The sequence below is a fragment of the Nocardioides sp. genome, from assembly GCF_004803405.1.
GTDB classification, from domain to species: Bacteria; Actinomycetota; Actinomycetes; order Propionibacteriales; family Nocardioidaceae; genus Nocardioides; species Nocardioides vastitatis.
The window spans coordinates 1-26,332 of sequence record NZ_SSXI01000220.1 but is presented as its reverse complement, the minus strand read 5'-3'; the positions used below and the strand labels follow the sequence as shown (position 1 = coordinate 26,332).

Sequence of the window (26,332 nt, the reverse complement as noted above, 5' to 3'; positions counted from 1 at the left end):
CGCTCCAGGTCGGTCGTCGCCGCGTCCGCACGGACCTTCGCGGCCTCCACCTCGCTCGCGGACGGCGCGCTCGGGTCGGTCGGGTCGGCGTCGGCCCGGGGGCTCAGCGCCGCGGCCGCCAGCACGAGGGCCAGCACGGGGGTCCCGAGACGTCGAAGGCGCACTCGCGTCACGGTAGTGCGCTTTCGTCACATTGGGAACAGAAATCTCAACTTTCTCGCGGCACGCCGGCGTGTCGGCTTGACGAACTACACCGGTGTCATTCGGACGCGGCGAGCGTCTCCGATGCTCAGTCGAGCTCGACGGGCACCTTGGAGGTGGTCGTCGTCGGGTGCGAGTGCAGGTGCCTGTCGAACTTCTGGCCGCTCGCTATCCCACCGAGGTAGAAGGAGACGACCGCGATCGCGACGCCGGCGATGTCGTCGGCGACGTAGTGCCATCCGAAGTAGAGGGTCGCGACGATGGTGAGGGCGAAGTTCACCCAGAAGATCCACTTCAAGAGCTTCGAGCGGAGCGTGTACTGCACCATCAGCGCGAACAGCAGCGTGATCGCGGTGTGCAGGCTGGCGAATCCCGCGATCGAGTTCACCGAGCCGGTGACGCCGCCGTACAGCACGTTCCCCCTGGCTCTGACGATGGCGTTCATCAGGTCGGTGGTGCCGGTGTGCGCGAGGCCGCCGACGCCGAAGTACTCCGAGGAGTACGCGATGCCGGGTCCCAGCGTGGGCAACAGGTAGTACGACAGGGTGCCGAACGACCACGCCAGGCACTGCGAGGTGACGAACCAGTAGCCGAAGGACATGTTGCGCGACCAGACCAGCCAGGCGGTGACGCCGAGCGGGACCAGCGGCAGGAACATCAGGTAGATCGGGGACAGGATGTGTGCCGTGATGTTGGTGCCGAGGAGTCCGTGAAGGACGTCACTGGGCTCGTGCCCGAAGAACAGCACCTTGTCCATCAGGTGCAGCTCACGGTCGTAGGACAGCGCCTCGACCGTCCCCTCGGGCGCGTGCGGGTCGGACCGCACGAAGGGCAGGAACGACTTGAGGTTCCGGTAGCTGACGTAGGTGATGTAGAAGCAGATGAGTCCCAGTCCCACCAGGACGAACCGCTCCTTGGTCCAGTGCGTCCTCATCCGCTCGCGGACGATCGGCATGACCCGGCTGGGGCGGGCATGGGCCTTCCAGAGCGTCAGCGGCAGCAGGTCCAGCAGCAGCGCTCCCAGGAGCAGGAGCGGCAGCCGGATGTACGACGGGCCCAGGAAGCTGCCCTCGGGGTCGAGCAGCGGACGGTCGAGCGCCAGAGCGGCGAAGATCGCCAGTCCGCCCATGACCACAGCCGTCCCGATCAGCAGGGTATAGGCGCGGCGGTACACCCGGAGGAGTCTAGAGGTCAGGGCAGGACCACCAGGCCGCGCCGGTCGACCTGCACCCCGACCCGGTCCCCCGGGCCGGCGGTCCACCCCGGGACGCCCACCGCGTCCAGGTCGCCGATCCCCTCGACGCTGACCACCAGCCGGCCGGCGTCGGGGGTGAGACGGAACGACCGGACGACGGCCTCCGTGGCGCCGGCATCGGCCCCGCCCTCCGGGAGCGGACCGGCTCGCAGGGCCGAGGGCCGTACGGCGACGGCGGACGCGCCGAGCGGCTCCTCGTCCACGAGGGCGAGCAGGGTGACCGCCCCGGGGCCCCGGACCACCCGCGAGTAGCCGAGGAAGAGCGCGGTCTCCTCGTCGGCCGGCTCGCCCCAGACCTCGTCGGTGGGGCCCTCCTGGACGACCCGGCCGGCGCGCATGACCGCCAGCCGGTCCGCGACGGCGAACGCCTCGGCCTGGTCGTGGGTGACGAGCAGGGCGGTCGTGCCGGCCTCCTCGAGGATCTGGCGGAGGTCGGCCGCCAGCCGGACCCGCATCTCGGCGTCGAGTGAGCTGAGCGGCTCGTCCAGCAGGAGCAGCCGCGGCCTCGCCGCCAGGGACCGCGCGAGGGCGACCCGTTGGCGTTCGCCACCCGACAGGGTCCGCGGAAGCCGGTCGCCGTACCCCTCCAGCCCGACGAGGGCCAGCAGGTCGACGACCTCGGATCGCAGGCTCGAACGGGGTCGTCCGCGGAGTCGCAGCGCGTAGCCCACGTTGCGGGCGACGGTGAGGTGGTCGAACAGCTGCCCGTCCTGGAACATCAGCGCGAAGCCGCGCTTGTGGGTGGGGGTGCCGGCGAGGTCCTCTCCGTCCCAGCAGACGGTCCCGGACGCCAGTGGGTCCAGGCCGGCGATCGCACGCAGCAGCGACGACTTGCCGCAGCCCGACGGGCCCACCACCGCGAGCACGCTGCCGTTCGGGACGGTGAGGTCGACCTCGTCCACCGCCACCGTGGCGTCGAACGTGACCGAGACCTTCTGCAGCTCGAGCATCACCAGGCTCCCGTTCCCGGCACGCGGAGCCGCTCGACGACCAGGATGACAGCCGCCGTCACCGTGGCCAGCACGACGGCGGCGGCCATCGCCGTGCCGTAGTTGAGCGCACCGGGGTGGCCGAGCAGCCGGTAGATCACGACCGGCAGCGTCGGCTCCGCGGGCCGGACGATGAAGGACGTCGCGCCGAACTCGCCGAGCGAGACTGCGAACGCGAAGCCGGCCGCCGCGAGCAGCGGCCGCCACACCACCGCGAGGTCGACGGTCAGGATGGCGCGCACCGGGCCGGCGCCGAGCGATGCCGCCGCCTGCCGCTGCCGGTCGTCGATGCCGGCCAGGACCGGGACCAGGGTGCGCACGACGAGCGGGAGCGCCACCAGCGCCTGCGCGACCGGCACGAGCAGCGGGCTCGCGCGCAGGTCGAGCGGCGGCTCGTCGAGGGCGATCAGGAACCCGAAGCCGAGGGTCACCGCCGAGACACCGAGCGGCAGCATGAAGAACCCGTCGAGCACGCTGCGCACCCGACTGCCGGTACGGGTGCGGGTCCGCCGGGTCACCACGAACGCGACGATCAGGCCGAGCGTCAGCGACAGCGCGGTGGCGTCGACGGCGATCCGCAGGGATGCTTCGAGGGCGTCGGCGACGGACACCTGGAGGAGACCGTCGGCCGAGCCGGCCATCGCCCGGTAGTGCTCGAGGCTCCAGCTGCCCTCCCGCCGGAACGATCCCGCCACCAGCGTGCCGATCGGGAGCGCCACCGCGGCCAGGGTCAGCACCGTGACCAGGACGGCGGGCAGGTCCCGCGTCCGCGGCCGGACCGGAGCGGCCGTGCTGCGGCGTACGGTCGGGTCCGGCACGGCCCGCAGCCGACCGACCACCACGAGCAGCACGACCACGGCGAGCATCTGCACCAGGGAGAGGGCCGCAGCGGCAGGCAGGTCGAGGAGGTCGGCCGTCAGCAGGTAGATCTCGGTCTCCACCGAGGAGTAGCGGACGCCGCCGAGCACCAGCACCACGCCGAACGCCGTCGCACAGAACAGGAACACCACGCTGGCGGCCGAGAGGATCGCCGGGCGCAGGGCGGGCATCGTGACCGTGCCGAAGACCTGCCAGGGCGAGGCGCCGAGCGCCGAGGCGGCCTCGCCGGGACGGCGGTCGAGGCTCTCCCACGCGACGCCGACGGTGCGGATCACCACCGCGACGTTGAAGAACACCAGGCCGATGATGATCGCCGCCGGGGTGCCGTCCAGGCCGAGGAAGCCGAGCGGGCCCGAGGTGGAGATCAGCTCGCGGACCGCGAGCCCGACCACGACGGTGGGCAGCACGAACGGCACCAGCAGCGCCGCGCGGACGGCACCTCGTCCGGGGAACCGGAGCCGGTGCAGCACGTAGGCCGCGGGGACCCCGAGCAGCACCGCGATCGTGGTCGCGACCGTGCTCGTCCAGAGGGTGAACCAGATGACGCGGCCGGTGCGCGGCCGGGCCAGCACCTGGAGCACGGCACCGGGGTCGAAGCGCCCCTCGGGCCACAGGCCACGCTCGAGCATCGCGCTGACGGGCAGCACGAAGAAGACCGCGAAGACCGCGATCGGCACGGCAGCGAGGACCGCGTAGGCGATCCGGCGGCCGGTGCGGGTCATCGCGAGACGATCTCCGTCCACTGCTCCAGCCACGCCCTGCGGCTCTCGGTGATCTGCGCCGGGTCGACCTGCACGGTCTCCTCCGGGCGGACCGCGAACCGCTGCCAGTCGGCGGGCAGCTCGGTCTCGGACGCGACAGGGAAGACGTACATCGACTCCGGCAGCGCGGCCTGGACGTCGGCGGAGAGCAGCCAGTCGATGACGGCGCGGGCACCGGGCTCGTTGACCTCATCACCCTCGAGGATCCCGGTGTACTCGACCTGCCCGAAGCAGGCGTCGAGGAGCGCGCTGGTGGTCGACCTCTTGCCGGCCTTGTCCAGGGTGAACGCCGGCGAGGAGTCGTAGGAGACCACGATCGGCCGGTCGCCCCCGGAGTAGCTGAAGTCGGTGAAGTAGGCGTCCGACCAGCCCTTCACGACCTTCGCGCCGTTGCGCATCAGGTCCTCCCAGTACGTCGGCCACTGGTCGCCGTACTCGCTGATGGTGGCGACGAGGAAGGCCAGGCCCGGCGAGCTGGTGCTGGCGGCCGGGACGACGAACAGGTCCTTGTAGGCGGGCTTGCGCAGATCGTCGATCGTTTGCGGAGCGGGGATCCCCTGCTTGCGGAACCACGCGTCGTCCACGTTGACGCACACGCTGCCGGTGTCGACCGGCGTGAGCGCGTCGTCGTCGTCGCCCTCGAGCTCGTACTGCTCCGCGCCCTCGGGCAGGGTCGGCGCGTACGACGAGAACACGTCCTCGTCGAGCGCGCGGGTCGCGAAGGTGTTGTCGACGCCGAACACGACGTCGCCCACCGGGTTGTCCTTGGTGAGGACCAGCTCGTTGGTCAGCGCGCCGGCGTCCTCGAGCTTGCTGATCTCGAGCTGGTATCCGGTCTCCTTCTCGAACGCCGCGACCAGCTCGTCGGGCAGCGCGAAGGACTCGTGGGTGACGAGTGTGACGGTGTCGTCGCCGTCCTTGGCGTCGTCCTCGGTGCCGATCACCGAGCAGCCGCTCGCGAGGAGCGCCGCTGCGGTGAGGGCGGTGAGGCCGGTGCGAGCGGCCCGGACGGTCGGGCGGTGCATGCGTGCGCACATGACGTGACTCCCTTCGCCGGTGTTAGCCGGAGCAGGTTCGGAGGGTCTGCGGCTGGCTCCGCACTCTCAGCACCCTGTGAGTGGTGCTCCCCTGTCTTACGGTCCGACTCTAGCCCGCACGCCGAGCAGATCGCACAGCGACCGGCACTCCGCCGGTCGAGCAGATCGCACAGCGATGCCCAACCCGCCGAGCAGGTCGCGCAGCAACCCCGCCGGTCGAGGAGGTCGCGCAGCGACCGTCACGAGACCGCGAACACGACCCCGTCCGGGTGGTCGACAGCGGACGCCTGCCCGCGCGCGACCAGCAGCTCCAGGTGCGCCTTGGTCTCCATCGCGGCCATCCCCCGGCTGAACACGTCGAGCTCGTCGAACGCGTGCTCGTGCCGGGTCCAGCCCAGGTCGCGGGCCACCACGGTCGCGGTCACCGGTCCGCGCGCCTTGAGGGACTCCAGGCACAGATCGAGGCGGGTCTCGTGGTGGGTGAGCAGCTCGTCGACGCGGGTGTACGTCGACGGGGCGACCGGCCCGTGTGCGGGCAGGATCCGCATGTCCGGAAGCCGGCGCACCTTGGCCAGCGACTGCATGAACTGCCCCAGCGGCTGGTCGGCCGGCGGCACCGTGAAGCCGATCGAGGGGGTGATCGTGGGAAGCACATGGTCGCCGGCGAAGAGCACGCCCTCGGCCTGGTCGGCGAACACGTAGTGCCCCGGCGTGTGTCCGGGCGTGTGCACGGCGTCGATCCGGCGTCGCCCCACGTGGAAGGTGCGGTCTCCCTCGATCCAGAGGTCGGGGAACGCCCAGTCCACCGGGTCGGGCAGCTCGCCGTCGTGCCCCGCGGCCCACATCTCGGCGATCCCGGCGGCCCCGGCGGTCCGCAGCACCGGGAGGAACGGGCTCTCGTCGAGGTCGGCGACGCTGTGCATCAGCTCCAGGGCGGGCCGCTCGTCGATCCCGAGCGCCACCTCGGCGCCGACCTCGTGGCCGAGGACCGTCGCCATCGTGAAGTGGTCGCGGTGCACGTGCGTCACCAGGAACCGCCGGATGTCGCCGAAGCCGGAGCCGATGTTGCGCAGGCACTTGTCGAGCAGCTCACGGGCGACCGGGATCGCCCAGCCGCCGTCGATCAGGGTGAGCCCGTCGTCTCCCGCGACGACGTACACGTTGATCGCCTTGAGCGCGTCCAGCGGGAGCGGGAGCGGGATCCGGTAGATGCCGTCCGCGACCTGCCACGCCCCTTCGGCGGCCCAGTGCTCCCCCGAGTCGGGTGAGATCGCGTAGCCGGTGGCAACTCCGCCCGTGGTCACGCCGTCACCCTAGTGGTCGTCGGCCGTCCCGTTGCTGGGCACCAGGTCCGGGAGCTTGAGGTCGAGGTTGGGCTGCTGGATGCCGCCGTCGACCTCGAGCATCTTGCCGGTCACGTACTTGCCGGCAGGCGAGGCGAGGTAGAGCACGGCCGCGGCGATGTCCTCGGCCTCGCCGATCCGCCCCAGCGGGGTGGAGCTCTCGAGCTCGGCCTTCATCTCCGGCACGCCTGCCACGAACTCCAGGGCGCTCGTCATCACCGAGCCGACGAACACGCCGTTGACGCGGATGTGCGGGTTCAGGTCGGTCGCGGCGAGTCGCGACCAGTGGGCGAGTGCCGCCTTCGCGGTGCCGTAGGCGAGGTAGCCGCGGCCCGCCAGACGACCCATCGCGGACGAGATCGAGGTGATCGACTTCTGCCGCGGCGCATCGGCGGTCCCGACCGACTCCAGCATCAGCGGTACGGCGGCCCGGCTGAGCGCGTGCGCGGTGGCGACGTTGAAGTGGAACGCCTGTTCCAGGTAGGCCACGTCGGTGTCCAGGAATGCGTTCGGGACGGTGCCCCCCACGTTGTTGACGACGATGTCGAGCCGCCCGAACTCGTCGTACGCCGCCTGCGCGAGGCCGGCCACCTCGTCGGTGTGCGCGAGGTTGGCCGGCACGACCAGTGCGCGACGACCGGTCTCCTCGATCCTGCCCGCGACCTCCTTGAGCTGGGCCTCGGTGCGGGAGGAGATGACCACGTCGGCGCCGGCCTGCGCGAGGGCGACGGCGGTGGCTGCGCCGATACCGCGCCCGGCGCCGGTGACGACGGCGACGTGGTCGGTGACGCTGAACCGGTCGAGGATGCCGCTCATGCGTGGCCCCTGTCGGTGTCGCGCGACCCGGCGACCAGGCCGCGGCCCGTCACCAGGGGGAGGTCGAGCGCCGAGACCAGCCCGGGACGCGCGGCGACGACGGCGGGAACAGCGTTGATCAGTCGCTGTGCGGTGACGATCATGCCCGACACGTTGTGGTCGCCGTTCTCGCCGTGGTGGGTGAACTCGACCTTCATGCACGGCTCGCCGGTGATCTCGATCCGGTAGCACCCGTCGCCCTCGTTCGGCTTCGGCCACTCCGGCTCCTGGTCGGGCGCGGTGCGGGTGACGTGCTCGAGGGTGACCCGCGGGACGCCGTCGACGGTGCCGATCACGCGGAACCGTACGGCGCCCATCGTGCCGGCGGGGATGGCGCCGGAGACGCTCTTCGTGTCGCGCGACGCGGGCCGGCGCTCCACCTCCTCCACGAGGGGCTCGTCGAGGGTGACTCCGAGGCCGTCGGCGATCACCCGGACCACAGGCCCCCACCCGGTGGTGAGGATGCCCGGCTCCCACAGCACGGCCTTGAAGTCCATCGGCTGCCCGAAGCCGAACAGGTCCTTCATCACGACGGGCTGGTAGTAGGTCGAGTAGTCGGCGATCTCGCTGACCTTCACGTGGTCGATCCGCTGGCTGAGCGAGGTCATCACCAGCGGCAGCACGTCGTTGGCGAAGCCGGGGTCGATGCCGTTGACATGCAGGCTCGCGTTGCCCTGGCGACCGGCCTCGTCGATGGCGTCGATCATCTCCACCGGGAGAGTGCCCTCCCGGTGGAGCAGGATCACCGGTCCCGAGGAGACCACGTTCACGCCGTCGCGGATCAGGCCCGTCAGATCCTCGATCGACTCGAACACCCGGTCGTCGGTCATCGCGCCGTGCACGACGCAGTCCGGCCGCAGCGCGACCAGCTCGTCACGATCGGTGGTCGCCTTGATCCCGAGCTCCCGACCCAGGCCCGCGAGCTCTCCCGCGTCCTTGCCGTGCTTCTCGGGTGTGGAGGTCCACACGCCGACGAGCTCCAGGTCCGGGTGCGCGTCGACGCCGGCGATGGCATGCCGGCCGATGGTCCCGGTGGACCAGACGACGACACGCAGCGGCTTCTCGGGGATCACTTGGGACATGAAGGACAACTTAGAACAGGTTCTAGTTTTCGGGAAGGGGTTGGCGAATGGTGCTGGAGGTTTCCCAAGGGATGCAGCCGAGCCGACGCTTCCCCGCCTCTACTCGGCCAGGGAAGTGCTGGTTCGCCTGCATCCCTTGGGAAACCTGCGCCCGCAGATCACCCCCCAGCAACCGGAATGACCTCCCCCGCCGCCCACTCCGGGCACCGAGTTCCGGAGTAGATGGTCGGCATGCAGCGGTTGCAGTGGATGCAGATCCCCTCGCGCACCACGCCCTGCTGGAGCCGGGCGACGAGGTCCGGCTCGCGGAGCAGCGCCCGGCCCATCGCGACGAAGTCGAACCCGTCGGCCATCGCCTGCTGCATCGTCTCGAGCCGGTTGATCCCGCCGAGCAGCATCAACGGCATCGACAGCGCGGCCCGGAACCGCAGCGCCTTGTCGCGGAAGTAGGCCTCCTCGAAGGCGTACTCCTTCATGAAGCTGCGGCCGATCGGCGTCCGCATCCCCCACCGGACCATCGGCGGCATGGTGGCGGCGAACTCCTCGACCGGAGCAGCGCCGCGGAACAGGTACATGGGGTTCATCAGCGAGGAGCCGCCGGAGAGCTGGAGCGCGTCGAGGTGGCCGTCGGCCTCGAGCAGCTGAGCGAGCTCGATGCCCGTCTCGGTCGTGACGCCGCCCCTGAACCCGTCGGAGACGGAGACCTTCGCGGTGACGGCGGCCGCATCCCCGACCTCCTCCCGTACGACGCGCGCCACCTGTCGCGCCAGGCGGGCCCGCCGCTCGAGCGGGCCGCCCCAGCGGTCCCTGCGGCGGTTGAGCCCGGGGGCCAGGAAGGAGGAGATCAGGTACGAGTGCGCCATGTGCAGCTCGAGCACGTCGAAGCCGGCGCGGACCAGCGTGCGAGCGGCGTCGGCGTAGGCCTTCGTGACGCGGGCGAGGTCGGCCTCGGTGGCCGAGCGGATCATCTGCATCGATAGCGGACTGGGCATCCGGCTGGCCGTGATCGCGCGGACGCCGTTGGAGCGGCCGTCGGCGACCGGGCCCGCGTGGCCGACCTGCCCGGCGATCTTCGCCCCGGTCGCGTGCACCGCGTCGGTCAGGCGCTGCAGGCCGGGCAGGGTGCGGTCGCCGACCACGACCACGTCCCGGTGCGTGCGGCCCTCCGGCGCCACCGCGAGGTAGGCGACCGTGGTGAGGCCGACGCCACCCTCGGCGGGCGCCAGGTGGTAGGCGATCAGCTCGTCGGTGACCTCGCCGCGCGGCGTGCGGCCCTCGAACGTCGCCGCCTTCACCGTCCGGTTGCGCAGCCGGACCGGGCCGAGCTCGGCGGGGCTGAAGACGTCAGGGGCGCTCACGCTCGCACTGTAGTGGCCGAACAGGAACACGTTCTACCGGCCGGCCAGCACCCTGCCGGGGGTCTGGCGACTCCCCTATGGTCGGAGCATGTCCAAGACGCTCTGGCGGGACCGCAACGAGGCACTCGACCCGGAGAAGGACTTCGTCGAGATCTACCAGAACCTCTCCCTCTACGAGTTCACCTGGGACATGACTCAGGCGCTCAGCTTCGCGCTGTTCCGCACCTACGCGGTGCCGAGCGTGGGCCGCCTGCTCGACCAGACCGGCGAGTTCACCGGCCGCTGCCAGAAGCGGTACGACGACACGGCGCTGCTGCTGGAGGCGCCGTTCGTGCACGGATTCGAGAGCGAGGAGGGCAGGGTCGCGATCCGCCGGATCAACCAGATGCACCAGATGTACGACATCAGCAACAACGACCTGCGCTACGTGCTGTCGACGTTCGTGGTGGTGCCGAAGCGCTGGCTGGACCGATACGGGTGGCGGCCGCTGACCGACACCGAGCTCCGCGCCAGCGTGAACTACTTCCGGGAGCTGGGCCGGCTCATGGGGATCAAGGGCATCCCCGAGACCTACGACGGGTTCATGGACCTGATGGACGGCTACGAGCGCCACCACTTCGCCTACGACGAGGGTGGTCGGCGGGTCGCCGACTCCACCCTCCAGTTGCTCACGACCTTCTACCCCAGGCCGCTGAGGATGCCGATCGACCTCCTCAGCCGCGCCCTCATGGACCCGCCCCTCCTCCAGGCCTTCCGGTACGACGACCCCGGGCCTGCCGCGCGCAGGATCACCGAGGTGGCGATGAGGGCACGGGCCAGGCTGCTGCGGTACACGCCGTCCAAGCGGAAGCCCACCTTCGCCGAGGACCTCCCGCGCATCAAGAGCTACCCGGGTGGGTACGTGCTCGGTGACCTCGGCACGTTCCGACGGCCCGCGGGCTGCCCGGTGCCGCACGCGACCCGGACCGCGGCGGCCACGACCTCCTGAGCTCGTCCGGGCCGGGTCGCGGTGGCCCGGCCCCGCTGAGGGCCGGGTCAGCTCGTGGCGTCGGCCTGGCCGAAGCTCGGCGCCCGCTTCTCCAGGAACGCCGTGATTCCCTCGACGCCGTCGGCGGTACCCACGAGGGTGCGGATCGACAGCGACTCGCGCCGCAGCGCGGTCTCGGGGGAGGCGGCCGCGGCCTCCCGGAGCAACCGTTTGGCGGACGCCTGGGCCGGGGCAGACCCCGCGACGCGCGCGCCCACCACCTGGTCCACCACGCGGGGCAGCTCGTCGGCCGGCACGACCCGGGCGACCAGTCCGGCGTCGTAGGCCTCCTGCGCGCTGAGCAGGTCACCGAGCAGCGCGAGGCGCAGCGTCCGGTGCAGGCCGAGCGTCTGCACCAGCAGGGAGCTGCCACCGTCGGGCGAGAGGCCGACCTTGGTGTAGGCGAGACTGAACTTCGCCGTGTCGGAGGCGAGGACGACGTCGCCCACCGCAGCCAGCGGGAAGCCGGCCCCGGCCGCGGTGCCCTGCACCACGCTCACCACGATCGCGTCGGAGCGGATCAGCTCGCTGACGACCCGGTGCAGCGCCTCGGCGAGGTCGTCGATGAGCATCGACCGGTCCTGGGCCGCACCGAAGGCGGCGAGGTCGCCGCCGACCGAGAAGAAGCGGCCGTCGGCGGCGAGCACGATCACCTTCGCCGCGTCCCGACCGGCCTGGCGCACGGCGTCCAGCAGCTGGTCGACCAGGGCGAGGCCGAGGGCGTTGCCCCGCTCGCCGTCGGCCAGCGTGATCCGGGCGGCCCCGGCGTCGTACTCGTAGCGGACCAGGTTCTGCGTCATGACGGCCTCCTCAGCGGAACTGGTTGTGGATCGACAGGGGCAGGTCGAACATCGGCTCGCGTCCGAGTTCCGCGCGGCCGAGCGTGGTGAGGTGCGCCTCGTCAGGCCCGTCGAAGATCCGCATCGCGCGGTGCCAGCCGTAGAGCGTGGCCAGTACCGTCGCGTCGCTGACGCCGGCCGCGCCGTGGACCTGGATGGCGCGGTCGATGACGGACAGCACGGCGCGGGGAACGGCCACCTTGGCGGCGGCGATCAGGTGCCGGGCCGCCTTGTTGCCCTCGGAGTCGACGACGAACGCTGCCCGATGGCACAGGGCGCGGGCCTGCTCGAGCTCGATCCGGGACTCTGCGATCTTCTCCCGCACCGAGGACTGCTCGGCCAGCACACCGCCGAACGCGGTCCGGACCTTCGCCCGGTCGACCATCATCGCCAGTGCGCGCTCACCGGCGCCGAGGGCACGCATCACGTGATGGATGCGGCCGGGCCCGAGGCGCATCTGGGCGGCCGCGAAGCCGCCGCCCTCCTCGCCGAGCAGGTTGCGCACCGGCACGCGGGCGTCGGTGAACTCGATGACGCAATGGCCGTGCTGGTCCTGCCGGCCGAACACCGGGTAGGACCGCTTGACCTCGACGCCCGGGGTGTCGACCGGGACGATCACCATCGACTGCTGCCGGTGCGTTGCGGCCTCGGGATCGGTCTTGCCCATCACGACGAGCACCTTGCAGCGCGGGTCGGCCGCGCCGGAGATCCACCACTTGCGTCCGTTGATGACGTACTCGTCGCCATCGCGCTCGATGCGGGTCTCGATGTTGGTGGCGTCGGAGGACGCCACGGCCGGCTCCGTCATCGCGAACGCGGAGCGGATCTCGCCCGCGAGGAGCGGCTTGAGCCACCGGTCCTGCTGCTCGGGGGTGCCGACCAGGTGGAGCAGCTCCATGTTGCCGGTGTCGGGCGCCTGACAGTTGATCGCCTCCGGAGCAATCTCGATGCTCCAGCCCGACAGCTCGGCGATGGTGGCGTACTCCAGCTGGGTCAGTCCGGACTCGCTGGGCAGGAAGAGGTTCCACAGGCCGCGCTGGCGCGCCTTCGTCTTGAGCTCCTCCATCACCGGCGGCACCGTGTGGTCGTCCGCGCCGGCCTCCTCGCGGTGGCGGTCGTAGGCCTCCTCGGCGGGAAGCACCTCCTCGGCGAGGAACCTCCGCATCTCGTCGAAGAGACCGACTGCCTCGGGGCTGGGAGCGGGATAGGCGGGATACATGGCGGACCCGGTCATGTGGTCAATATGCCGCACGCCGGGAGCGCAGCGGTGTGAAGCCCTCAGGCCGCGCAGTCGCCGGTGGCGACCTCGCCGTCGGCGGACTCGCCGCGCCGGGCGCTGGCGGCCACCTGCCCGGAGGTCAGGGCGTAGCCGGTCTCGGGGTCGGTCACCGACGCCGCGAACACGACCCCGGCGACCCGGCCGCCGGGCGTCACGATCGGCCCGCCGGAGTTGCCGGGCCGCACCAGCCCGCGTATCGAGTACACCTCACGGACGACCGTGCCTTCGCCGTAGATGTCGGGCGAACGGAGATTCTGCTCCGCCCGGATCCGGCCGGTCTGGATGTCGAACGGACCGTCCTGCGGGTATCCCACGATGGCCACGGGATCCTCGGACGCGGCGGGCTTCCCGGCCTCGATGTCGAAGTCGAGGACCGGCACGTCGCGGGTGTCGACCGCGAGCACGGCGATGTCGAGCTCCTCGTCGTAGAGCACGACGCGGCCGAGCTCGGTGTCGCCCCCGACGTTCACCTCGGGGTCCTCCACCCCGGCGACCACGTGGGCGTTGGTCATCACGCGGTCCTCGGCGAACACGAACCCGGTGCCCTCGACGCCGCGCCCGCAGCGGTTGGCGCCGCGGATCTTGACCACGCTCGGCCTGGTGGCCAGCACCTCGGGGTCCTTGAGCAGGCGGTTCGGGCCGGGCTGGACCTCGACGATCCGCTCCGGCGCGAACGGTTCGAGGTAACGCGGGAAGAACCCGGTGCCGACGACCGCGTTGAACGCCTGCAACGCGTTGGGCGCCGCGGCCGGAAGCACCTGGTTGACCTTCGCCAGCACCTCCGAGTTGCGGACCATCGAGGTGACCGGCCCGATCCTGGTCCCGGAGATGGCGACGCCCAGGGCCCAGGCGACCAGCAGGACCGCGAGGGCGCTGAGCAGTGCGCCGCCGACGGCGTCGACGGCGCGAGCCGGCTGCCAGGTGATCCGCTCGCGGACCCGCGCGCCGGCGTACTGCATGAGGGCCTGACCCAGCGACGCCGCGAGGATGACGATGAACAGCGCCCCGAGCGAGACGGCCAGGGACGGCTCCATCCCGCCGAGGATGGTCGGCGCGAGCCAGATCCCGATCAGGCCGCCGGTCAGCAGCCCCACCGTCGCGAACGCGCCGGTGACGAAGCCCTGCCAGTACCCGGAGAGGGCGTAGGCGGCGACGAGCAGCAGGAGGAGCCAGTCCAGAAGGTTCACGTCAGTCGTCGTCCTCGGGTTCGAGCAGGTCCATACCGTCCACGTCGGCTCCGTCGCCTGTGTTGTCCCGGGAGATACGGCGGACGTACTCCGCGAGCATGTGGTCCGGCAGATCATGCACCGGCGGGCTGTCCACCGGTGGCAGCCACCCGAGGAACGAGAAGAACCTGGTCAGGATCCCGCCGGTGAATCCCCAGACGATGACATCCTTGTCCTCGCCGATCAGGAATCCGGGTCCGGTCCAGCCGCCGGGGTGGCGCACCTCGATCCGGTGCTCGGGTGCGAAGAGCTCGCGGAGGTCGACGTGGTGGATCTCGTGGACCTCGTCCGGTGAGGTGACCTCGACCGGGACGGGCTCGCGCCACCAGCCCAGGATCGGGGTCACCGCGAAGTTCGACGGCGGCAGCCAGAGCTCGGGCAGGGCGCCGAACACCTCGACTCCACCGGGGTCGACGCCGATCTCCTCCCAGGCCTCGCGGAGCGCGGCCTGCACAACCGTCTCCCCGGGGTCGATGGAGCCGCCGGGGAACGAGACCTGCCCGGGATGGGAGCGCATGTGGTGGGCGCGCTCGGTGAGGAGCACGTCGCCCTCTCCGAAGAGCATCAGCACGGCGCCGCGCCGCGTCCGGGCCCCCTCGGGCGGCAGGAACCGGGTCAGGTCGCTGCCTCGAATCCGTCGCGCACCCTCGGCGACCGGTCGCAGCCAGTCGGGCAGGTCGGCGGGCAGCTCGTCGGGCACCCGGTCGACCATCCGGGCGCGCATCTCGTCGGGCATCGGGACCGTCATCGCCCGGTCCTCTCCGGAGTCCCGGCGGCGAGGTCGATGCCGAGGTGCTGGTCGACCATGACCACCAGGTCATCGACGGAGTCGACGCCGCCGGAAACCTGGGTGACCGTGCCGTCCTCGGCGACGAGGACGAACTGCGGCAGGCCGAGGATCACCAGGTCGGTGCTCTGCAGGTCCCCACAGGCGTCGGCGAGCGAGGGGTAGGTCACCCCGCTCTGCCGGGCGAGGTCGATCGCAGCGCCCGGATAGGTGTCGAGGTAGTCCACGCCGAGGACGGTCACCTGCGACCCGTAGGTCTCGTGAAACTCCTGCAGGGCGGGCAGCTCCTCGCGGCACGGACCGCAGTTGGAGGCCCAGAAGTTGATCATGGCCGGGCCCCGCACCTCCGAGAGCGCCATCCTCGACTCGCTGCCGAGGCAGGCCAGGGAGACGTCGGGCAGGTCGGCCACCGGCGCGCCCTCGGGGTCGCGGCCATCGGGGTCGGCGGCCGACCCGTCCGGGCGGCAGTCGGCGATGCCGGCCGCCTCGCGGTCCGCCTGGAGCTCGGGGGTGTCGACCTCGATCTTGCACGCCAGGGCCGGCTCGGCCTGGTCGCAGCCCGCGAGCAGCACCGCGACGGCCAGCACGCCGGCGGCACGAACCGCCGTCGACCTCCCGGGACCCATCAGTTCGGGCCTTCCGTGCGGACCAGCTTCTCCGCCTCGACCGGGTCGGTCGGGCCGGTCCCGTACGACGGGCACCACCGCGCCACCGGGCAGGCTCCGCACGCCGGCTTCTTCGCATGGCAGCGACGACGACCGTGCCAGATCAGGTGGTGCGACAGCATCGTCCAGTCGCGCTTGGGGAACAGTGCGCCCACGGCGTGCTCGACCTTCACCGGGTCGGTCTCGGTGGTCCACCCGAGCCGGCGGGCGAGCCGCCCGAAGTGGGTGTCGACGGTGATCCCGGGCAGCCCGAACGCGTTGCCCAACACGACGTTCGCCGTCTTGCGCCCGACACCGGGCAGCGTGACCAGGTCCTCGAGCCTTGCCGGCACCTGGCCGTCGTACCGCTCCACGAGCGCGGCGCTCAGCTTGAGCAGCGCCTCGGTCTTGGCGCGGAAGAACCCGAGCGGGCCGACGATCTGCTCGAGGTGGTCCCGGTCGGCGGCCGCCATGGATGCCGGGTCGGGGTAGGCGGCGAACAGCGTGGGCCGGACGATGTTGACCCGCTTGTCGGTCGTCTGCGCGGAGAGCACGGTCACCACGAGGCACTCGAAGGCGTTGTCGAAGTCGAGCTCCGCCTTGGCGTCGGGGTAGGTCTCGGCCAGCACCCGATCGACCTTGCGGGCCCGACGGACCAGCTGTGCCGGGGTCTCCTCGGCGATGTCGATCGCCCTGGTTGTCGCCCGCACCCGCCCAGCCTACGGGCGACGTCGGACAGGCCGTGCAGCACCGACGACTAGGTGTGAGATCCCCCACTGGCTAGGATGCTCGCCGACGCATGTCGTCGGACCGGATTTCCATCCGCGGGGGGCGGGCCACGATGCAAAGGGACCTTGGAGGAAGCGTGGACAACGACGTACTCCGTCAGGCGCCGCTGTTCAGCGCCCTCGACGACGAGGCGATGGCCGCCCTGCGGACCTCGATGTCGACCACTCGGCTGCGGCGCGGCGAGGTGCTGTTCCACGAGGGCGACAGCGGCGACAAGCTGTACGTCGTGCTCGAGGGCAAGGTGAAGCTCGGCCGCACCTCGTCCGACGGTCGCGAGAACCTGCTGGCGATCATGGGTCCCGGCCAGATGTTCGGCGAGCTGTCGCTCTTCGACCCCGGCCCGCGGTCCGCGACCGTCACCGCGGTGACCGACGCCGAGTTCGCATCGCTCTCCCACGAGGACCTCCTGCGCTGGCTCGAGGGACGACCGGCGGTCGCCCGCGGCCTGCTCGCCCAGCTCGCCGGCCGGCTGCGCAAGGCCAACGACGTCGTCGCCGACCTGGTCTTCTCCGACGTGCCGGGCCGGGTCGCCAAGGCGCTGCTCGACCTCGCCGACCGCTTCGGCCGCACCGCCGACGACGGCGTCCACGTGCACCACGACCTCACCCAGGAGGAGCTCGCCCAGCTGGTCGGCGCCTCCCGCGAGACGGTCAACAAGGCGCTGGCCGACTTCGCCTCGCGCGGCTGGCTGCGACTCGAGCCGCGCTCGGTCGTGATCCTCGACATGGAGCGGATGTCGCGGCGCGCTCGCTGATCGCCGGATTCCGGGCAGCGCGGGTAGAAACGGTGGTCGGGACCGCGTGGCGCACCGACTGAGCGGCGAGGAGCTCCTCGTCCCCGACCGGGCGGCGTGGCGGGCCTGGCTCGCGGAGCACCACGCGTCGGAGCCGGCGGCGTGGCTCGCGCTGACCAAGAAGGGCGGCACCGTCACCGCGCTCACCTACGAGCACGCGGTCCTCGAGGCGCTCTGCTTCGGGTGGATCGACGGCCAGGGCCGCGGTCGTGACGCGGAGACCTCCTTCATCCGGTTCACCCCGCGCGGACCGAAGAGCACGTGGTCGATGTCCAACGTGGAGCGGGTCGCGATGCTCGAGGCCGAGGGCCTGATGACCGACGCCGGGCGGGCGGCCGTCGACGCCGCGAAGGCGGACGGGCGCTGGCCGGCCTGAGCCGGGCTGATCAGCCGTACCCGTTGAGGATCTTCCGGGTCGCCTCGTCCGCGGGGTAGAACGCCTCGATCGCCAGCTCCGAGAGGGTGACCTCGCGCGGCGTGCCGAACACGGTCGTGGTCGAGATGAAGGACAGGACGGTGTCCTCCCCCACGCGCAGCTGCAGGGGTACGACGAGCGCGGCCGAAGCGGGCGGTCGGTCGACCCCGGCGGCCACCTCGGCGAGCAGCTCCCCGAGCGCGGCGTCCCCGGTGGCGTCGTACTCGCGCCGGAGGCGCTCGGCCAGCATCGCCCGCCACTCCGGCAGATTGACGATCCGCGGCGCCAGGCCGCGCGGGTGCACGGAGAGCCGGATCACGTTGACCGGCGGCTCGAGCAGGTCCTCGTCGATGCCGTCCATCAGGGAGAACGCCGCCTCGTTGGCGGTCACCAGCTCCCAGTGCCGGTCGACGGCCAGCGCCGGGTAGGGGCCGTGTGCCTGGAGGATCGCCTCGAGCGCCGCGTTGACCTCGGCCATCGGGCGGTCCGCGAGCGAGTGCTCGGGATGGGCGGGCGCGTGCCCGGCCGCGAGCAGCAGCTCGTTCTGCTCCCGCAACGGGATGTCCAGGTGGTCGCAGAGACGCATGATCATGGCGCTGGTCGGCCGGGAGCGGCCGTTCTCGAGGTAGCTCAGGTGCCGGGTGGAGACCTCGGCGCGGTTCGCGAGCTCGAGCTGCGAGAGATGGCGCCGCTGGCGCCACTGGCGGATCAGCGCCCCTGCACTGGCGTTCACGACCGCCAACCTAGCCACCGGCCGGGGTCGAGGACATGACCTGCGAGGTCATGCGGCGACCACCTCGGGGCAGGCTCAGCGGCTCGCGAGGTAGGCCAGCTGCGCCCGCACCGACCACTCGGCCGCGCCCCACAGCGACTCGTCGACGTCCGCGTAGACGACCTCGACGACCTGGCGCGGCAGGGTCGGGTGCTCGGCGACGTCCGACGGCAGGTCGGCGGCGCGTATGCCGAGCCGGGACAGGGCGGACTCGACCTGGTCGAGCCGCTCGCGGCGGTGCACGACGTAGTGGTCGAGCACGCCGGCCGCGTCGGTGAGCACCGGCCCGTGGGCCGGCCACAGCGCCTCGACCCGGCCCTCCGCCACGAGAGCTCTCATCTTCTCCATCGAGTCGAAGTAGCGCGCCAGGTCGCCGTCGGGGTGCACGATCACCGCCGTGCCCCGGCCCAGCACCATGTCGCCCGTCAGCAGGGCCCGGTCGGCCCCGACCAGCAGCGAGATCGAGTCGCTGGTGTGGCCCGGCGTGGTCACCACCTCGGCCTCGAGTCCGCCGACGGACAGCACCTCGCCCTCGGCGAGGGGGTCGGATCGCCAGCACTGGTGGGGATCGAGGCCGCGGACGCCGCATCCCATCCGCTCGGCGAAGGAGCGGGCGGCCTCGGTGTGGTCGAGGTGGTGATGGGTGACGACCACGGCCTCGACCTGCCCGGCGACCTCAGCGACCGCGTCCAGGTGCTCGTCGTGCAACGGTCCGGGGTCGACCACGATCGACCGATCCGCCCCGGGCTCGCGCAGCACCCAGGTGTTGGTGCCGTCAAGGGTCATGATCCCGGGGTTCGGGGCGAGGACGCATCGTCCGCGGGCGCCGTACTCGCCGCCCTTCCAGGGACCCCCCGCCTGCTCGCTCATGCGCGGACTCAAGCTCTCCGGGCCGCGACGAGCGGTCGCAGCTGGTCGGGCATCGACAACGTGAAGCCGTCGCCGAGGGCCTCGACCTCGGGCATGAACATGTCGACGGTGCGGCCCCCGCTCGCGGTCATCACCTCGTCGAGGTCGCGGTGCGTGCCGATCTCCAGGCAGGTCAGGTACGTCGGCGGCAGCATCGCGAGGTCGCCGCGGTCCGCACGGTCGGCCGCCTCAGCTGCCGTCAGCCAGACGACCTCGGAGGACTCCGTCGACACGTCGCGGGTGCGCTGGCCCTCCGGCAGTCGGGCCACGAAGAACCAGGTCCGGTAGCGCTTCGGCTCGAAGACCGGCGTCAGCCAGCCGCTCCAGATCCCGAGCAGGTCGGTGCGCAGCACGAGCCCGCGCCGCTCGAGGAAGTCGGTCATCGCGAGCTCCCGCGACTCCAGTGCGACGCGGTCGGCCTCCCAGTCCTCGCCGGTGGTGTCGGCGACGACGTTGTCGACCGACGTTCCGGCGAGCAGCACTCCCGACTCCTCGTACGTCTCCCGCACCGCCGCGCAGACCAGCGCCCGGGCGAGGTCCTCCTCGGTGCCGAGCAGCCGCGCCCACTCCGCCGGCGGCGGTCCGGCCCAGGTGACGGAGTGGTCGAAGTCCCGCGGATCCACCCCGCCGCCGGGGAAGACAGCCATGCCGCCGGCGAAGTCCATGCTCAGCTGGCGCCGCATCAGGTAGACCTCGGGCCGGCCGGCGGCACCGGGCCGCATCAGCACGACCGTCGCCGCGTTGCGCGGCTCGGCGGGCTCGCGGCGGCCGTCGGCGTACTCCCGGGAGAGCTCGAGGAACCTCTCCGGCAGCGGGACCGGCGGCAGCGGGATGGATGTCAACCGATGACCTCGGCGACCACCTCGACCTCGACCGGCGCGTCGAGCGGGAGGACGGGTACGCCGACGGCCGACCGCGCGTGCACGCCGGCGTCGCCGAACACCTCCCCCAGCAGCTCGCTGGCTCCGTTCACGACGCCGGGCTGGCCGGTGAAGTCCGGGGTCGACGACACGAACCCCACCACCTTCACGATCCGCACACCTGCCAGGTCACCGGCGACCGATCTGATCGCGGCGATCGCGTTGAGCGCGCACTGACGCGCGCACTCGTAGGCCTGCTCGGGGGTGACCGACGCGCCGACCTTGCCGGTCGTGATCAGCGCGCCGTCACGCATCGGCAGCTGCCCGGCCGTGTAGACCATCGCGCCGCTGCGGACCGCCGGGACGTACGACGCCACCGGCGGCACCACGTCCGGCACGGTCAGCCCGAGCGCGGCGAGCCGCTCCTCCGGGGATGTCATCGCCTCAGGCCGCCCTCGTCACTCGGCGGGGCGCTTGAAGTAGGCGACGTCGTTGCCGCCCTGCCCGGGGAGGAGGGTGACGAGCTCCCACCCGTCCTGGCCGAAGTTGTTGAGGATCTGCGCTGCGGCGTGGTTGAGGACAGGAGCCACGCTGTATTCCCACTTGGTCATGCCTCGCACCCTACTCAGGGCCGACCAGCGCGGCACACGCGTCCACCGTGCCGCGGCGGTCGGCTAGGGCTGGCGGCGGACCTTCGCGACCGAGCCGTCGCCGTCGGTGTCGTCCGCCTTGCGTGCCCGGCTCTCGGCGAGGTAGGCCAGTCGGCGGAGCGCCTCGACGTTGCGCCACGACAGCATCAGGTCGCGCACCGGCTTGAGCACCAGCAGCGCGGGGCCGGACGACGCGTCCTCCTCGATGGTGACCCGGGTCCCGGAGTCCTCGGGGTCGCACGAGATCCGCACCCTGCCCTCCCCGGCCGGCCATGCCCGGACCGTCAGCAGGATCGAGTGCGGACGGTCGATGTCCTCGACCGACGTGGTGTCGCTGAGCAGCAGCGGCCAGGCACCCACGGAGTGGTGGATGCGGCTCCCGGGTTCGGGCCACGCCTCCTCGACCTCTCGGATGCGAGCGGCACCGACCACCCAGGTCGCGTAGCTCCAGCCGTCCTCGAGGATGTCGAAGACGTCGTCCGGGGAACAGTGGAAGATCCTCGCGTTGCTGCTCATGGGACTGAGGTACCCCCCGGGATGGGGGCCATGCCGTCGGCGCGGCAGACGGACCGGAGATCAGACCAGGTAACGCAGCACCCGGCCGCCGACCCGGCGGCCCACCTCCCCGGCCAGGCGCGCACCGGCACCCAACGGCGTGTGCCGCAGCATCTCCTGGCGCGACGCCGTCCGGGCCTGCTCGTCGAACGAGCCGTGGCAGCCGTGGTCCCCGGCCAGCGGTTCCCAGAGGTTGTCCCCGGCGGGCACCGGACGGGTCACCTGCTGGCCGTCGTAGCCGGTGTCCTTCAGCACGTGGTCCAGGGCGCCGGGGAACAGCCGGTCGGTGTAGACCGTGCGCGTGGTGACGAACGAGACCAGCAATGATCGGTCTCCGGTGCGCGCGGCGTGCACGATCGCCTCCGCCGCGACCTCGGGCTGGAAGATCGGCGGGACGGGCTGCGGCGCCTTGTCCAGCAGGTTGCGGCACATGTCGAACTGCGGGGTGTTGATCGCCGGCAGGTTCACCTCACCGACCGTGATCCGGCTGCCCTGGTGCAGCAGCTCGCTGCGGAGGGAGTCCGAGAGGCCCTGCACGGCGTGCTTGGCGGAGCAGTACGCCGACTGCAGGGGGATGCCGCGGTAGGCCAGAGCGCTCCCGACCTGCACGATCCGTCCTTCGTCGCGCGGGCGCATGCAGCGCAGCGCGGTACGGGTGCCGTTGGCGGTGCCGTTGAACACCACGTCCACCACCCGGTCGAAGTCGTCGGGATCGACGTCCTCGAAGGCGCCCATCACCGTGACCATCGCCGAGTTCACCCAGACCGCGATCGGCCCGACCTCCTGCTCGACCGCGTCGGCCGCTGCGTCCAGCGCGGCCCGGTCGGTGACGTCGACCTGGATCGCCCGGCAGCCCGGCTGGCGCTCGCGCAGCTCGGCCTCCGTGGCGTCCAGGGCGTCCTGCCCCCGAGCGAGGACGACGACCGGGTGGCCCTCGTCCGCGAAGGCCCGCGCGGCAGCCCGACCGACACCGGACGTGCCGCCGGTGATGACCACCACGCCCCTGGACGTCCCGTCGCTCATCACGTCATCCATTCCGCTCATCGGCCGCTCCTCAGCTCGTCCATCACCCGGCGGGGCGCCCCGACCAGCCTGCGCAGCCGGGCGTGGCCGAGGGCAGCGCGGGCGGCGTTCGACCCACAGGCCCCGTGGACTCCGCCGCCCGGGTGCGCCGATGCCGAGCCCAGGTAAAGCCCCTTGATCGGCGTCTCCGCTCGCCCCAGCCCGGGCACGGGGCGGAGCACCAGCTGCTGGTGGAGGTTCGCCGTGCCGCCGTTGAGCGCGCCGTTGACGAGGTTGGCGTCGCGGGCCTGCATCTCGCGCGGCCCGAGCACCCTCCGGCTCAGGATCCGGTCCGACAATCCGGGGGCGTACTTCTCGATACGCATCTGCATGCGGTCCGCCATCCTCTCGTTCTCGTCGTGGTCCCACCGACCACTGATCGCGTCAGGTCCCGCGTCACCGCGCACGTCGTGCGGCAGGTGCGTGTACGCCCACAGCGACTCGGCGTCCGCCGGGGCCCGGGTCGGGTCAGCGGCGGCCATCTGCCCGACGATGAGGAACGGATCGCTCGGCACCAGGCCCGCCGCGATCTGCGTCCCCTGCACGGCGAGCTCGTCGATGGTCTCCGCGACGTGCACCGTTCCCGGCGCCAGCACCGGCGCCGTCGCCCACGGCACCGGTGCGGACAGCGCCCAGTCCACCTTGATGGTGGCGTAGTCCCAGGTGAAGCGCTCCAGGTGGCGACGGATCCGGGCCGGCACGTCGCGTTCGGCGAGGAGGTCGGCGTACAGCGCGGGAGCGCTGACGTCGGCGACGACCGCCTGCCGCACCCGCACCTCCTCGCCCGCCCCGGTCCGTACGGCGACAGCCCGCCCGGCGTCGACGACGACCCGGGTGACGCGGCAGTCGGTGACGATCCGGCCGCCGGCGGACTCGAGCCGGCGGGCCATCGACGACGCGAACGCGCCTGCCCCGCCGACGGGCACGGGGTAGCCGAGGTCCTGGCCGATCATCGCCAGCAGCCAGCCCATCACCGTCGAGCCGACGCCGTCCATCGAGATGTCCGCGTGCGCGGAGTTCGCCGCCAGCAGCATCCTCGCCGCCTCGCCGCGGAAGCGGCGGTCGGCGACCTCGCGCATCGGCGCGATCATCTCGCGCACGAAGTCCAGACCGCCCACCCGAGGCAGCCGCGCCAGGGCGGCTGCACCCGCCCTGACCGGGGGGAAGGGCGTCAGCAGGGCCGCGATCACCTGCTCCCCGATCGCGTCCCAGTCGCGGCACATCCGCAGCCACGCGTCGCCGTCGCCCGGACAGAGCTTGTCCAGCGAGTCGGCGGTCGCGTCACGATCGGGATGGACCAGGGCCCAGTCCCCGCTGGCGAAGGGCGAGCCGAACGCCGCCGGCGCGCTCGTCCACCGGAGGCCGTGCTGCTCGAGCCCGAGCGCGCGGATCGTCGGGCTGGCCACGGCCAACGGGTAGAACGAGCTGAACGTGTCGTGGATGTAGCCCTCGTGCACGTCGCCGTCGCTCGCGACCGCGCCACCGATCCGTGGCTGCTCCTCCAGCACGAGTACCTGCCAGCCGGCGTCGGCGAGGAGGTTCGCGGCCACGAGCCCGTTCGGACCGCTGCCGATCACCACGGCGTCGACCTCGCGGTCGATGGGGGTGGCGGTGGGGGTGGCGGTGGTGCGCGCGTGGGAATCGGGGGTGGTCATCAGGCTGCTCCTCCGGTCGAACGCTTCGGTACCCGTCGCACCTGTGGGGAAACGGCCCGGTCTCTCGTCAGTGTGCCCGAACTGCCGTGGAGGATGCGGTCGCGTGGGATCGCTACGCTCGGCGTGTGAGTGACTGGCCCCGCGTTCAGCTGCACGTGGTCACCGGGAAGGGTGGCACCGGCAAGTCGACCGTCGCGTCCGCTCTCGCGCTGGCCCTCGCGACCAGGGGGAAGAACGTCCTGCTGTGCGAGGTGGAGGGACGCCAGGGCATCGCCCGGATGTTCGACGTGGATCCGCTCCCCTACGAGGAGAGGCGGCTCACCACCGGTCTTCCCGACGCCGAGGGCGGCCGGGGCGTGGTGCACGCGCTGCACATCGACGCCGAGTCCGCGTTGCTGGAGTACCTCGCCATGTACTACCGGCTGGGTCGTGCCGGCCGCGCGCTCGACCGGTTCGGCGTGATCGAGTTCGCGACCACGATCGCGCCCGGCGTCCGCGACGTGCTGCTCACCGGCAAGGTCTACGAGGCGGTCCAGCGCAACAGCCGCAACAAGGGCGCCATCGACTACGACGCGGTGGTGCTCGACGCGCCGCCGACCGGCCGGATCGCGCAGTTCCTCAACGTCAGCAACGAGCTGGCGGGGCTGGCGAAGGTCGGACCGATCAAGTCCCAGTCCGACACGATGATGACCCTCTTCCGCTCGCCTCGCACGGCCGTGCACCTGGTGACGGTGCTCGAGGAGATGCCGGTCCAGGAGACAGTCGACGGCATCCGCGAGCTGCGCGAGGTGAACCTGCCGGTGGGCGGCGTCGTCGTCAACCAGGTCCGCCCGCGCGACCTGGCCCCCGCCGACCTCGCGGCGGCCCGCGCCGGCACCCTGGACCGCGAGCGGATCGCGACCGATCTCAAGTCCGCCGGGATCGAGGCCGACGACGCGCTGGTCGACGGCCTCCTGGCCGAGGCTGCCGACCACGCCGAGCGGCGCGCGCTCGAGGACTCCCAGCGCGAGATCGTCGCCCAGCTGGACGTCCCGTCCTACGAGCTGCCACGGATGGCCGGCGGCATCGACCTCGGCGGGCTGTACGAGCTCGCCGGGCTGCTTCGAGCGCAAGGGATGGCATGAGCGCGAGGAGCCCCCACGGAGGTACGCCGAGCGCCAGCGAGGTGTGCCGGAGTGAGGCACCGCAGGGCTCAGGCCGAGAGCAGATGGCATGAGCGCGAGGAGCCCCCACGGAGGTACGCCGAGCGCCAGCGAGGTGGGCTCGGGCCGAAAGCAGATGGCATGAGCCGCAAGGAAGGACGCTGACATGGCACGCAGCTCCGCGAAGCGCCCCTCGCGGGTCGGGCCTGCCACGTCTCCCGCGCGCCCCGCCGGCGCCCTCGACGTCGACGCGCTGCTGGACGACCCGACCACCGGGATCATCGTGTGCTGCGGCTCGGGAGGGGTCGGAAAGACCACGACCAGTGCGGCGCTCGCACTCCGCGCCGCCGAGCGGGGCCGGCGGGTCGTCGTACTCACCATCGACCCGGCGCGGCGTCTCGCGCAGTCGATGGGCATCGGGGAGCTCGACAACACTCCGCGGCCGGTGAGCGGAGTCGAGGGCGAGGGGCACCTCGACGCGATGATGCTCGACATGAAGCGCACCTTCGACGAGGTGGTCGTCTCCCAGGCCAGCCCGGAGAAGGCGAAGCAGATCCTCGCCAACCCCTTCTACATCGCGCTCTCGAGCTCGTTCGCCGGCACGCAGGAGTACATGGCGATGGAGAAGCTCGGCCAGCTGTATCGCGACCATGTCGTGGGCGGCGGATCCCGCTCGGGATCGAACGCGGCGAGCTACGACCTGATCGTCGTCGACACCCCGCCGTCACGCTCCGCGCTGGACTTCCTCGACGCCCCGGAGCGACTCTCCAGCTTCCTCGACGGCCGGTTCGTACGACTGATGCTGGCCCCCGCGAAAGGCCCCGCGAGGCTGATGACCGCCGGGTTCAGCATCATCACCAACGCGCTGACCCGGATCCTGGGAGCTCAGTTCCTCAAGGACCTGCAGACCTTCGTGTCCGCGCTGGACACCGTCTTCGGCGGTTTCCGTCAGCGGGCCCAGAAGACCTACTCGCTGCTCCAGGCCGACGGGACGGCGTTCCTCGTCGTGGCCGCGCCGGAGCCGGACGCGATCCGCGAGGCGGAGTACTTCGTCGAGCGGCTCAGCGAGGACGGCATGCCGCTCGCCGGCCTGGTCGTCAACCGGGCCAGCCCGGAGCCGGCCGGCGCGCTGTCCGCGGAGGAGGCGATGGCCGGTGCGGAGCGGCTG

27 protein-coding genes and 1 riboswitch are annotated in these 26,332 nt (G+C 71.8%); of the genes, 5 read left to right on the top strand and 22 right to left on the bottom strand.

Features of this window, described 5'->3' with window-relative positions:
• Positions 1 to 289 precede the first annotated feature (289 nt).
• From E7Z54_RS14825 to E7Z54_RS14790, 8 genes are all read right to left on the bottom strand, one after another.
• Complete coding sequence (locus E7Z54_RS14825; protein ID WP_240769697.1) at positions 290 to 1,375, bottom strand: phosphatase PAP2 family protein; 1,086 nt, start codon at positions 1,373 to 1,375, stop codon at positions 290 to 292.
• A gap of 17 nt (positions 1,376 to 1,392) precedes the next feature.
• A complete protein-coding gene (locus E7Z54_RS14820; RefSeq protein WP_136434952.1) occupies positions 1,393 to 2,406 on the bottom strand; it encodes an ABC transporter ATP-binding protein in 1,014 nt (337 codons plus the stop codon).
• A complete protein-coding gene (locus E7Z54_RS14815) occupies positions 2,406 to 4,046 on the bottom strand; it encodes an ABC transporter permease (RefSeq protein ID WP_136434950.1) in 1,641 nt (546 codons plus the stop codon). Before E7Z54_RS14815 ends, E7Z54_RS14820 begins: the two co-directional genes overlap by 1 nt.
• Positions 4,043 to 5,110: a thiamine ABC transporter substrate-binding protein gene (locus E7Z54_RS14810; protein ID WP_206056245.1), complete on the bottom strand. Its 1,068-nt coding sequence runs from the start codon at positions 5,108 to 5,110 to the stop codon at positions 4,043 to 4,045. The genes E7Z54_RS14815 and E7Z54_RS14810 overlap by 4 nt, the downstream gene beginning before the upstream one ends.
• A 3-nt stretch (positions 5,111 to 5,113) precedes the next feature.
• Positions 5,114 to 5,225, bottom strand: a riboswitch (TPP riboswitch).
• A gap of 136 nt (positions 5,226 to 5,361) precedes the next feature.
• Complete coding sequence (locus tag E7Z54_RS14805; RefSeq protein ID WP_136434946.1) at positions 5,362 to 6,426, bottom strand: MBL fold metallo-hydrolase; 1,065 nt, start codon at positions 6,424 to 6,426, stop codon at positions 5,362 to 5,364.
• 9 nt (positions 6,427 to 6,435) lie between these two features.
• Complete coding sequence (locus tag E7Z54_RS14800; RefSeq protein WP_136434945.1) at positions 6,436 to 7,281, bottom strand: SDR family oxidoreductase; 846 nt, start codon at positions 7,279 to 7,281, stop codon at positions 6,436 to 6,438.
• Positions 7,278 to 8,402: an NAD(P)H-dependent amine dehydrogenase family protein gene (locus tag E7Z54_RS14795; protein ID WP_136434943.1), complete on the bottom strand. Its 1,125-nt coding sequence runs from the start codon at positions 8,400 to 8,402 to the stop codon at positions 7,278 to 7,280. The genes E7Z54_RS14800 and E7Z54_RS14795 overlap by 4 nt, the downstream gene beginning before the upstream one ends.
• A 158-nt stretch (positions 8,403 to 8,560) precedes the next feature.
• Positions 8,561 to 9,760 carry an NADH:flavin oxidoreductase gene (locus E7Z54_RS14790; protein WP_136434941.1) on the bottom strand — a complete coding sequence of 400 codons (1,200 nt, stop codon included), beginning with the start codon at positions 9,758 to 9,760 and terminating at the stop codon, positions 8,561 to 8,563.
• Between the two features lie 88 nt (positions 9,761 to 9,848).
• Here E7Z54_RS14790 and E7Z54_RS14785 point away from each other — a divergent pair, with 88 nt between their 5' ends.
• Entirely contained in the window at positions 9,849 to 10,748 is a 900-nt protein-coding gene (locus E7Z54_RS14785; protein ID WP_136434939.1) for an oxygenase MpaB family protein, read from the top strand.
• A 47-nt stretch (positions 10,749 to 10,795) separates the two neighbouring features.
• Here E7Z54_RS14785 and E7Z54_RS14780 read toward each other — a convergent pair whose 3' ends face one another.
• From E7Z54_RS14780 to nth, 6 genes are read right to left on the bottom strand one after another with little or no spacing between them, the layout of a single operon-like run.
• Positions 10,796 to 11,587: an enoyl-CoA hydratase/isomerase family protein gene (locus E7Z54_RS14780; protein WP_136434937.1), complete on the bottom strand. Its 792-nt coding sequence runs from the start codon at positions 11,585 to 11,587 to the stop codon at positions 10,796 to 10,798.
• A 10-nt stretch (positions 11,588 to 11,597) separates the two neighbouring features.
• Positions 11,598 to 12,860 carry an acyl-CoA dehydrogenase family protein gene (locus E7Z54_RS14775; RefSeq protein WP_240769696.1) on the bottom strand — a complete coding sequence of 421 codons (1,263 nt, stop codon included), beginning with the start codon at positions 12,858 to 12,860 and terminating at the stop codon, positions 11,598 to 11,600.
• A 44-nt stretch (positions 12,861 to 12,904) separates the two neighbouring features.
• Positions 12,905 to 14,092, bottom strand: a complete 1,188-nt coding sequence (locus E7Z54_RS14770) for a MarP family serine protease (RefSeq protein ID WP_136434935.1) — start codon at positions 14,090 to 14,092, stop codon at positions 12,905 to 12,907.
• Position 14,093: 1 nt separating this feature from the next.
• Positions 14,094 to 14,879: an NUDIX hydrolase gene (locus E7Z54_RS14765; RefSeq protein ID WP_240769695.1), complete on the bottom strand. Its 786-nt coding sequence runs from the start codon at positions 14,877 to 14,879 to the stop codon at positions 14,094 to 14,096.
• Complete coding sequence (locus tag E7Z54_RS14760) at positions 14,876 to 15,544, bottom strand: TlpA family protein disulfide reductase (protein WP_136434933.1); 669 nt, start codon at positions 15,542 to 15,544, stop codon at positions 14,876 to 14,878. The genes E7Z54_RS14765 and E7Z54_RS14760 overlap by 4 nt, the downstream gene beginning before the upstream one ends.
• Positions 15,544 to 16,272, bottom strand: a complete 729-nt coding sequence (gene nth, locus E7Z54_RS14755; protein WP_136434931.1) for an endonuclease III — start codon at positions 16,270 to 16,272, stop codon at positions 15,544 to 15,546. Before nth ends, E7Z54_RS14760 begins: the two co-directional genes overlap by 1 nt.
• A gap of 155 nt (positions 16,273 to 16,427) precedes the next feature.
• Between nth and E7Z54_RS14750 the strand changes: the two genes are divergently transcribed.
• Both E7Z54_RS14750 and E7Z54_RS14745 read left to right on the top strand, forming a co-directional pair.
• Complete coding sequence (locus tag E7Z54_RS14750) at positions 16,428 to 17,105, top strand: Crp/Fnr family transcriptional regulator (RefSeq protein WP_136434929.1); 678 nt, start codon at positions 16,428 to 16,430, stop codon at positions 17,103 to 17,105.
• 46 nt (positions 17,106 to 17,151) lie between these two features.
• Entirely contained in the window at positions 17,152 to 17,520 is a 369-nt protein-coding gene (locus tag E7Z54_RS14745) for a YdeI/OmpD-associated family protein (RefSeq protein WP_206056241.1), read from the top strand.
• Between the two features lie 10 nt (positions 17,521 to 17,530).
• Here E7Z54_RS14745 and E7Z54_RS14740 read toward each other — a convergent pair whose 3' ends face one another.
• The 8 genes from E7Z54_RS14740 to E7Z54_RS14710 form a co-directional block, all read right to left on the bottom strand.
• Positions 17,531 to 18,292 (bottom strand): helix-turn-helix domain-containing protein, encoded by a 762-nt coding sequence (locus tag E7Z54_RS14740; RefSeq protein ID WP_240769694.1) that lies wholly within the window; start codon positions 18,290 to 18,292, stop codon positions 17,531 to 17,533.
• A gap of 75 nt (positions 18,293 to 18,367) precedes the next feature.
• Positions 18,368 to 19,201 (bottom strand): MBL fold metallo-hydrolase, encoded by an 834-nt coding sequence (locus tag E7Z54_RS14735; protein ID WP_136434926.1) that lies wholly within the window; start codon positions 19,199 to 19,201, stop codon positions 18,368 to 18,370.
• A gap of 8 nt (positions 19,202 to 19,209) precedes the next feature.
• Complete coding sequence (locus E7Z54_RS14730; RefSeq protein ID WP_136434924.1) at positions 19,210 to 20,082, bottom strand: NUDIX hydrolase; 873 nt, start codon at positions 20,080 to 20,082, stop codon at positions 19,210 to 19,212.
• Positions 20,079 to 20,540, bottom strand: coding sequence for a RidA family protein (locus tag E7Z54_RS14725; protein WP_136434922.1), 462 nt, complete (start codon positions 20,538 to 20,540; stop codon positions 20,079 to 20,081). The genes E7Z54_RS14730 and E7Z54_RS14725 overlap by 4 nt, the downstream gene beginning before the upstream one ends.
• Before the next feature lie 18 nt (positions 20,541 to 20,558).
• On the bottom strand, positions 20,559 to 20,711 hold the full coding sequence (locus E7Z54_RS23330) for a hypothetical protein (protein ID WP_168798343.1): 153 nt from the start codon (positions 20,709 to 20,711) through the stop codon (positions 20,559 to 20,561).
• Between the two features lie 63 nt (positions 20,712 to 20,774).
• Positions 20,775 to 21,266 (bottom strand): SRPBCC family protein, encoded by a 492-nt coding sequence (locus E7Z54_RS14720; RefSeq protein WP_136434920.1) that lies wholly within the window; start codon positions 21,264 to 21,266, stop codon positions 20,775 to 20,777.
• 60 nt (positions 21,267 to 21,326) lie between these two features.
• Positions 21,327 to 22,349, bottom strand: coding sequence for an SDR family oxidoreductase (locus tag E7Z54_RS14715; protein ID WP_136434919.1), 1,023 nt, complete (start codon positions 22,347 to 22,349; stop codon positions 21,327 to 21,329).
• On the bottom strand, positions 22,346 to 24,022 hold the full coding sequence (locus tag E7Z54_RS14710; RefSeq protein WP_136434917.1) for a phytoene desaturase family protein: 1,677 nt from the start codon (positions 24,020 to 24,022) through the stop codon (positions 22,346 to 22,348). Before E7Z54_RS14710 ends, E7Z54_RS14715 begins: the two co-directional genes overlap by 4 nt.
• A gap of 125 nt (positions 24,023 to 24,147) precedes the next feature.
• Here E7Z54_RS14710 and E7Z54_RS14705 point away from each other — a divergent pair, with 125 nt between their 5' ends.
• A complete protein-coding gene (locus tag E7Z54_RS14705; protein WP_136434915.1) occupies positions 24,148 to 25,146 on the top strand; it encodes an ArsA-related P-loop ATPase in 999 nt (332 codons plus the stop codon).
• 184 nt (positions 25,147 to 25,330) lie between these two features.
• The coding region (locus tag E7Z54_RS14700; RefSeq protein WP_136434913.1) for an ArsA family ATPase at positions 25,331 to 26,332 on the top strand (1,002 nt) is incomplete at its 3' end.

Coding starts and splice junctions, on each gene's coding strand:
- E7Z54_RS14720 (WP_136434920.1), bottom strand. CDS start 21,266: ATGAGCAGCAACGCGAGGATCTTCCACTGTTCCCCGGACGACGTCTTC.
- E7Z54_RS14775 (WP_240769696.1), bottom strand. CDS start 12,860: ATGACCGGGTCCGCCATGTATCCCGCCTATCCCGCTCCCAGCCCCGAG.
- E7Z54_RS14820 (WP_136434952.1), bottom strand. CDS start 2,406: ATGCTCGAGCTGCAGAAGGTCTCGGTCACGTTCGACGCCACGGTGGCG.
- E7Z54_RS14810 (WP_206056245.1), bottom strand. CDS start 5,110: ATGCACCGCCCGACCGTCCGGGCCGCTCGCACCGGCCTCACCGCCCTC.
- E7Z54_RS14780 (WP_136434937.1), bottom strand. CDS start 11,587: ATGACGCAGAACCTGGTCCGCTACGAGTACGACGCCGGGGCCGCCCGG.
- E7Z54_RS14735 (WP_136434926.1), bottom strand. CDS start 19,201: ATGAGCGAGCAGGCGGGGGGTCCCTGGAAGGGCGGCGAGTACGGCGCC.
- E7Z54_RS14760 (WP_136434933.1), bottom strand. CDS start 15,544: ATGGGTCCCGGGAGGTCGACGGCGGTTCGTGCCGCCGGCGTGCTGGCC.
- E7Z54_RS14785 (WP_136434939.1), top strand. CDS start 9,849: ATGTCCAAGACGCTCTGGCGGGACCGCAACGAGGCACTCGACCCGGAG.
- E7Z54_RS14715 (WP_136434919.1), bottom strand. CDS start 22,349: ATGAGCGGAATGGATGACGTGATGAGCGACGGGACGTCCAGGGGCGTG.
- E7Z54_RS14765 (WP_240769695.1), bottom strand. CDS start 14,879: ATGACGGTCCCGATGCCCGACGAGATGCGCGCCCGGATGGTCGACCGG.
- E7Z54_RS14815 (WP_136434950.1), bottom strand. CDS start 4,046: ATGACCCGCACCGGCCGCCGGATCGCCTACGCGGTCCTCGCTGCCGTG.
- E7Z54_RS14800 (WP_136434945.1), bottom strand. CDS start 7,281: ATGAGCGGCATCCTCGACCGGTTCAGCGTCACCGACCACGTCGCCGTC.
- E7Z54_RS14725 (WP_136434922.1), bottom strand. CDS start 20,540: ATGACATCCCCGGAGGAGCGGCTCGCCGCGCTCGGGCTGACCGTGCCG.
- E7Z54_RS14710 (WP_136434917.1), bottom strand. CDS start 24,022: ATGACCACCCCCGATTCCCACGCGCGCACCACCGCCACCCCCACCGCC.
- E7Z54_RS23330 (WP_168798343.1), bottom strand. CDS start 20,711: ATGACCAAGTGGGAATACAGCGTGGCTCCTGTCCTCAACCACGCCGCA.
- E7Z54_RS14795 (WP_136434943.1), bottom strand. CDS start 8,402: ATGTCCCAAGTGATCCCCGAGAAGCCGCTGCGTGTCGTCGTCTGGTCC.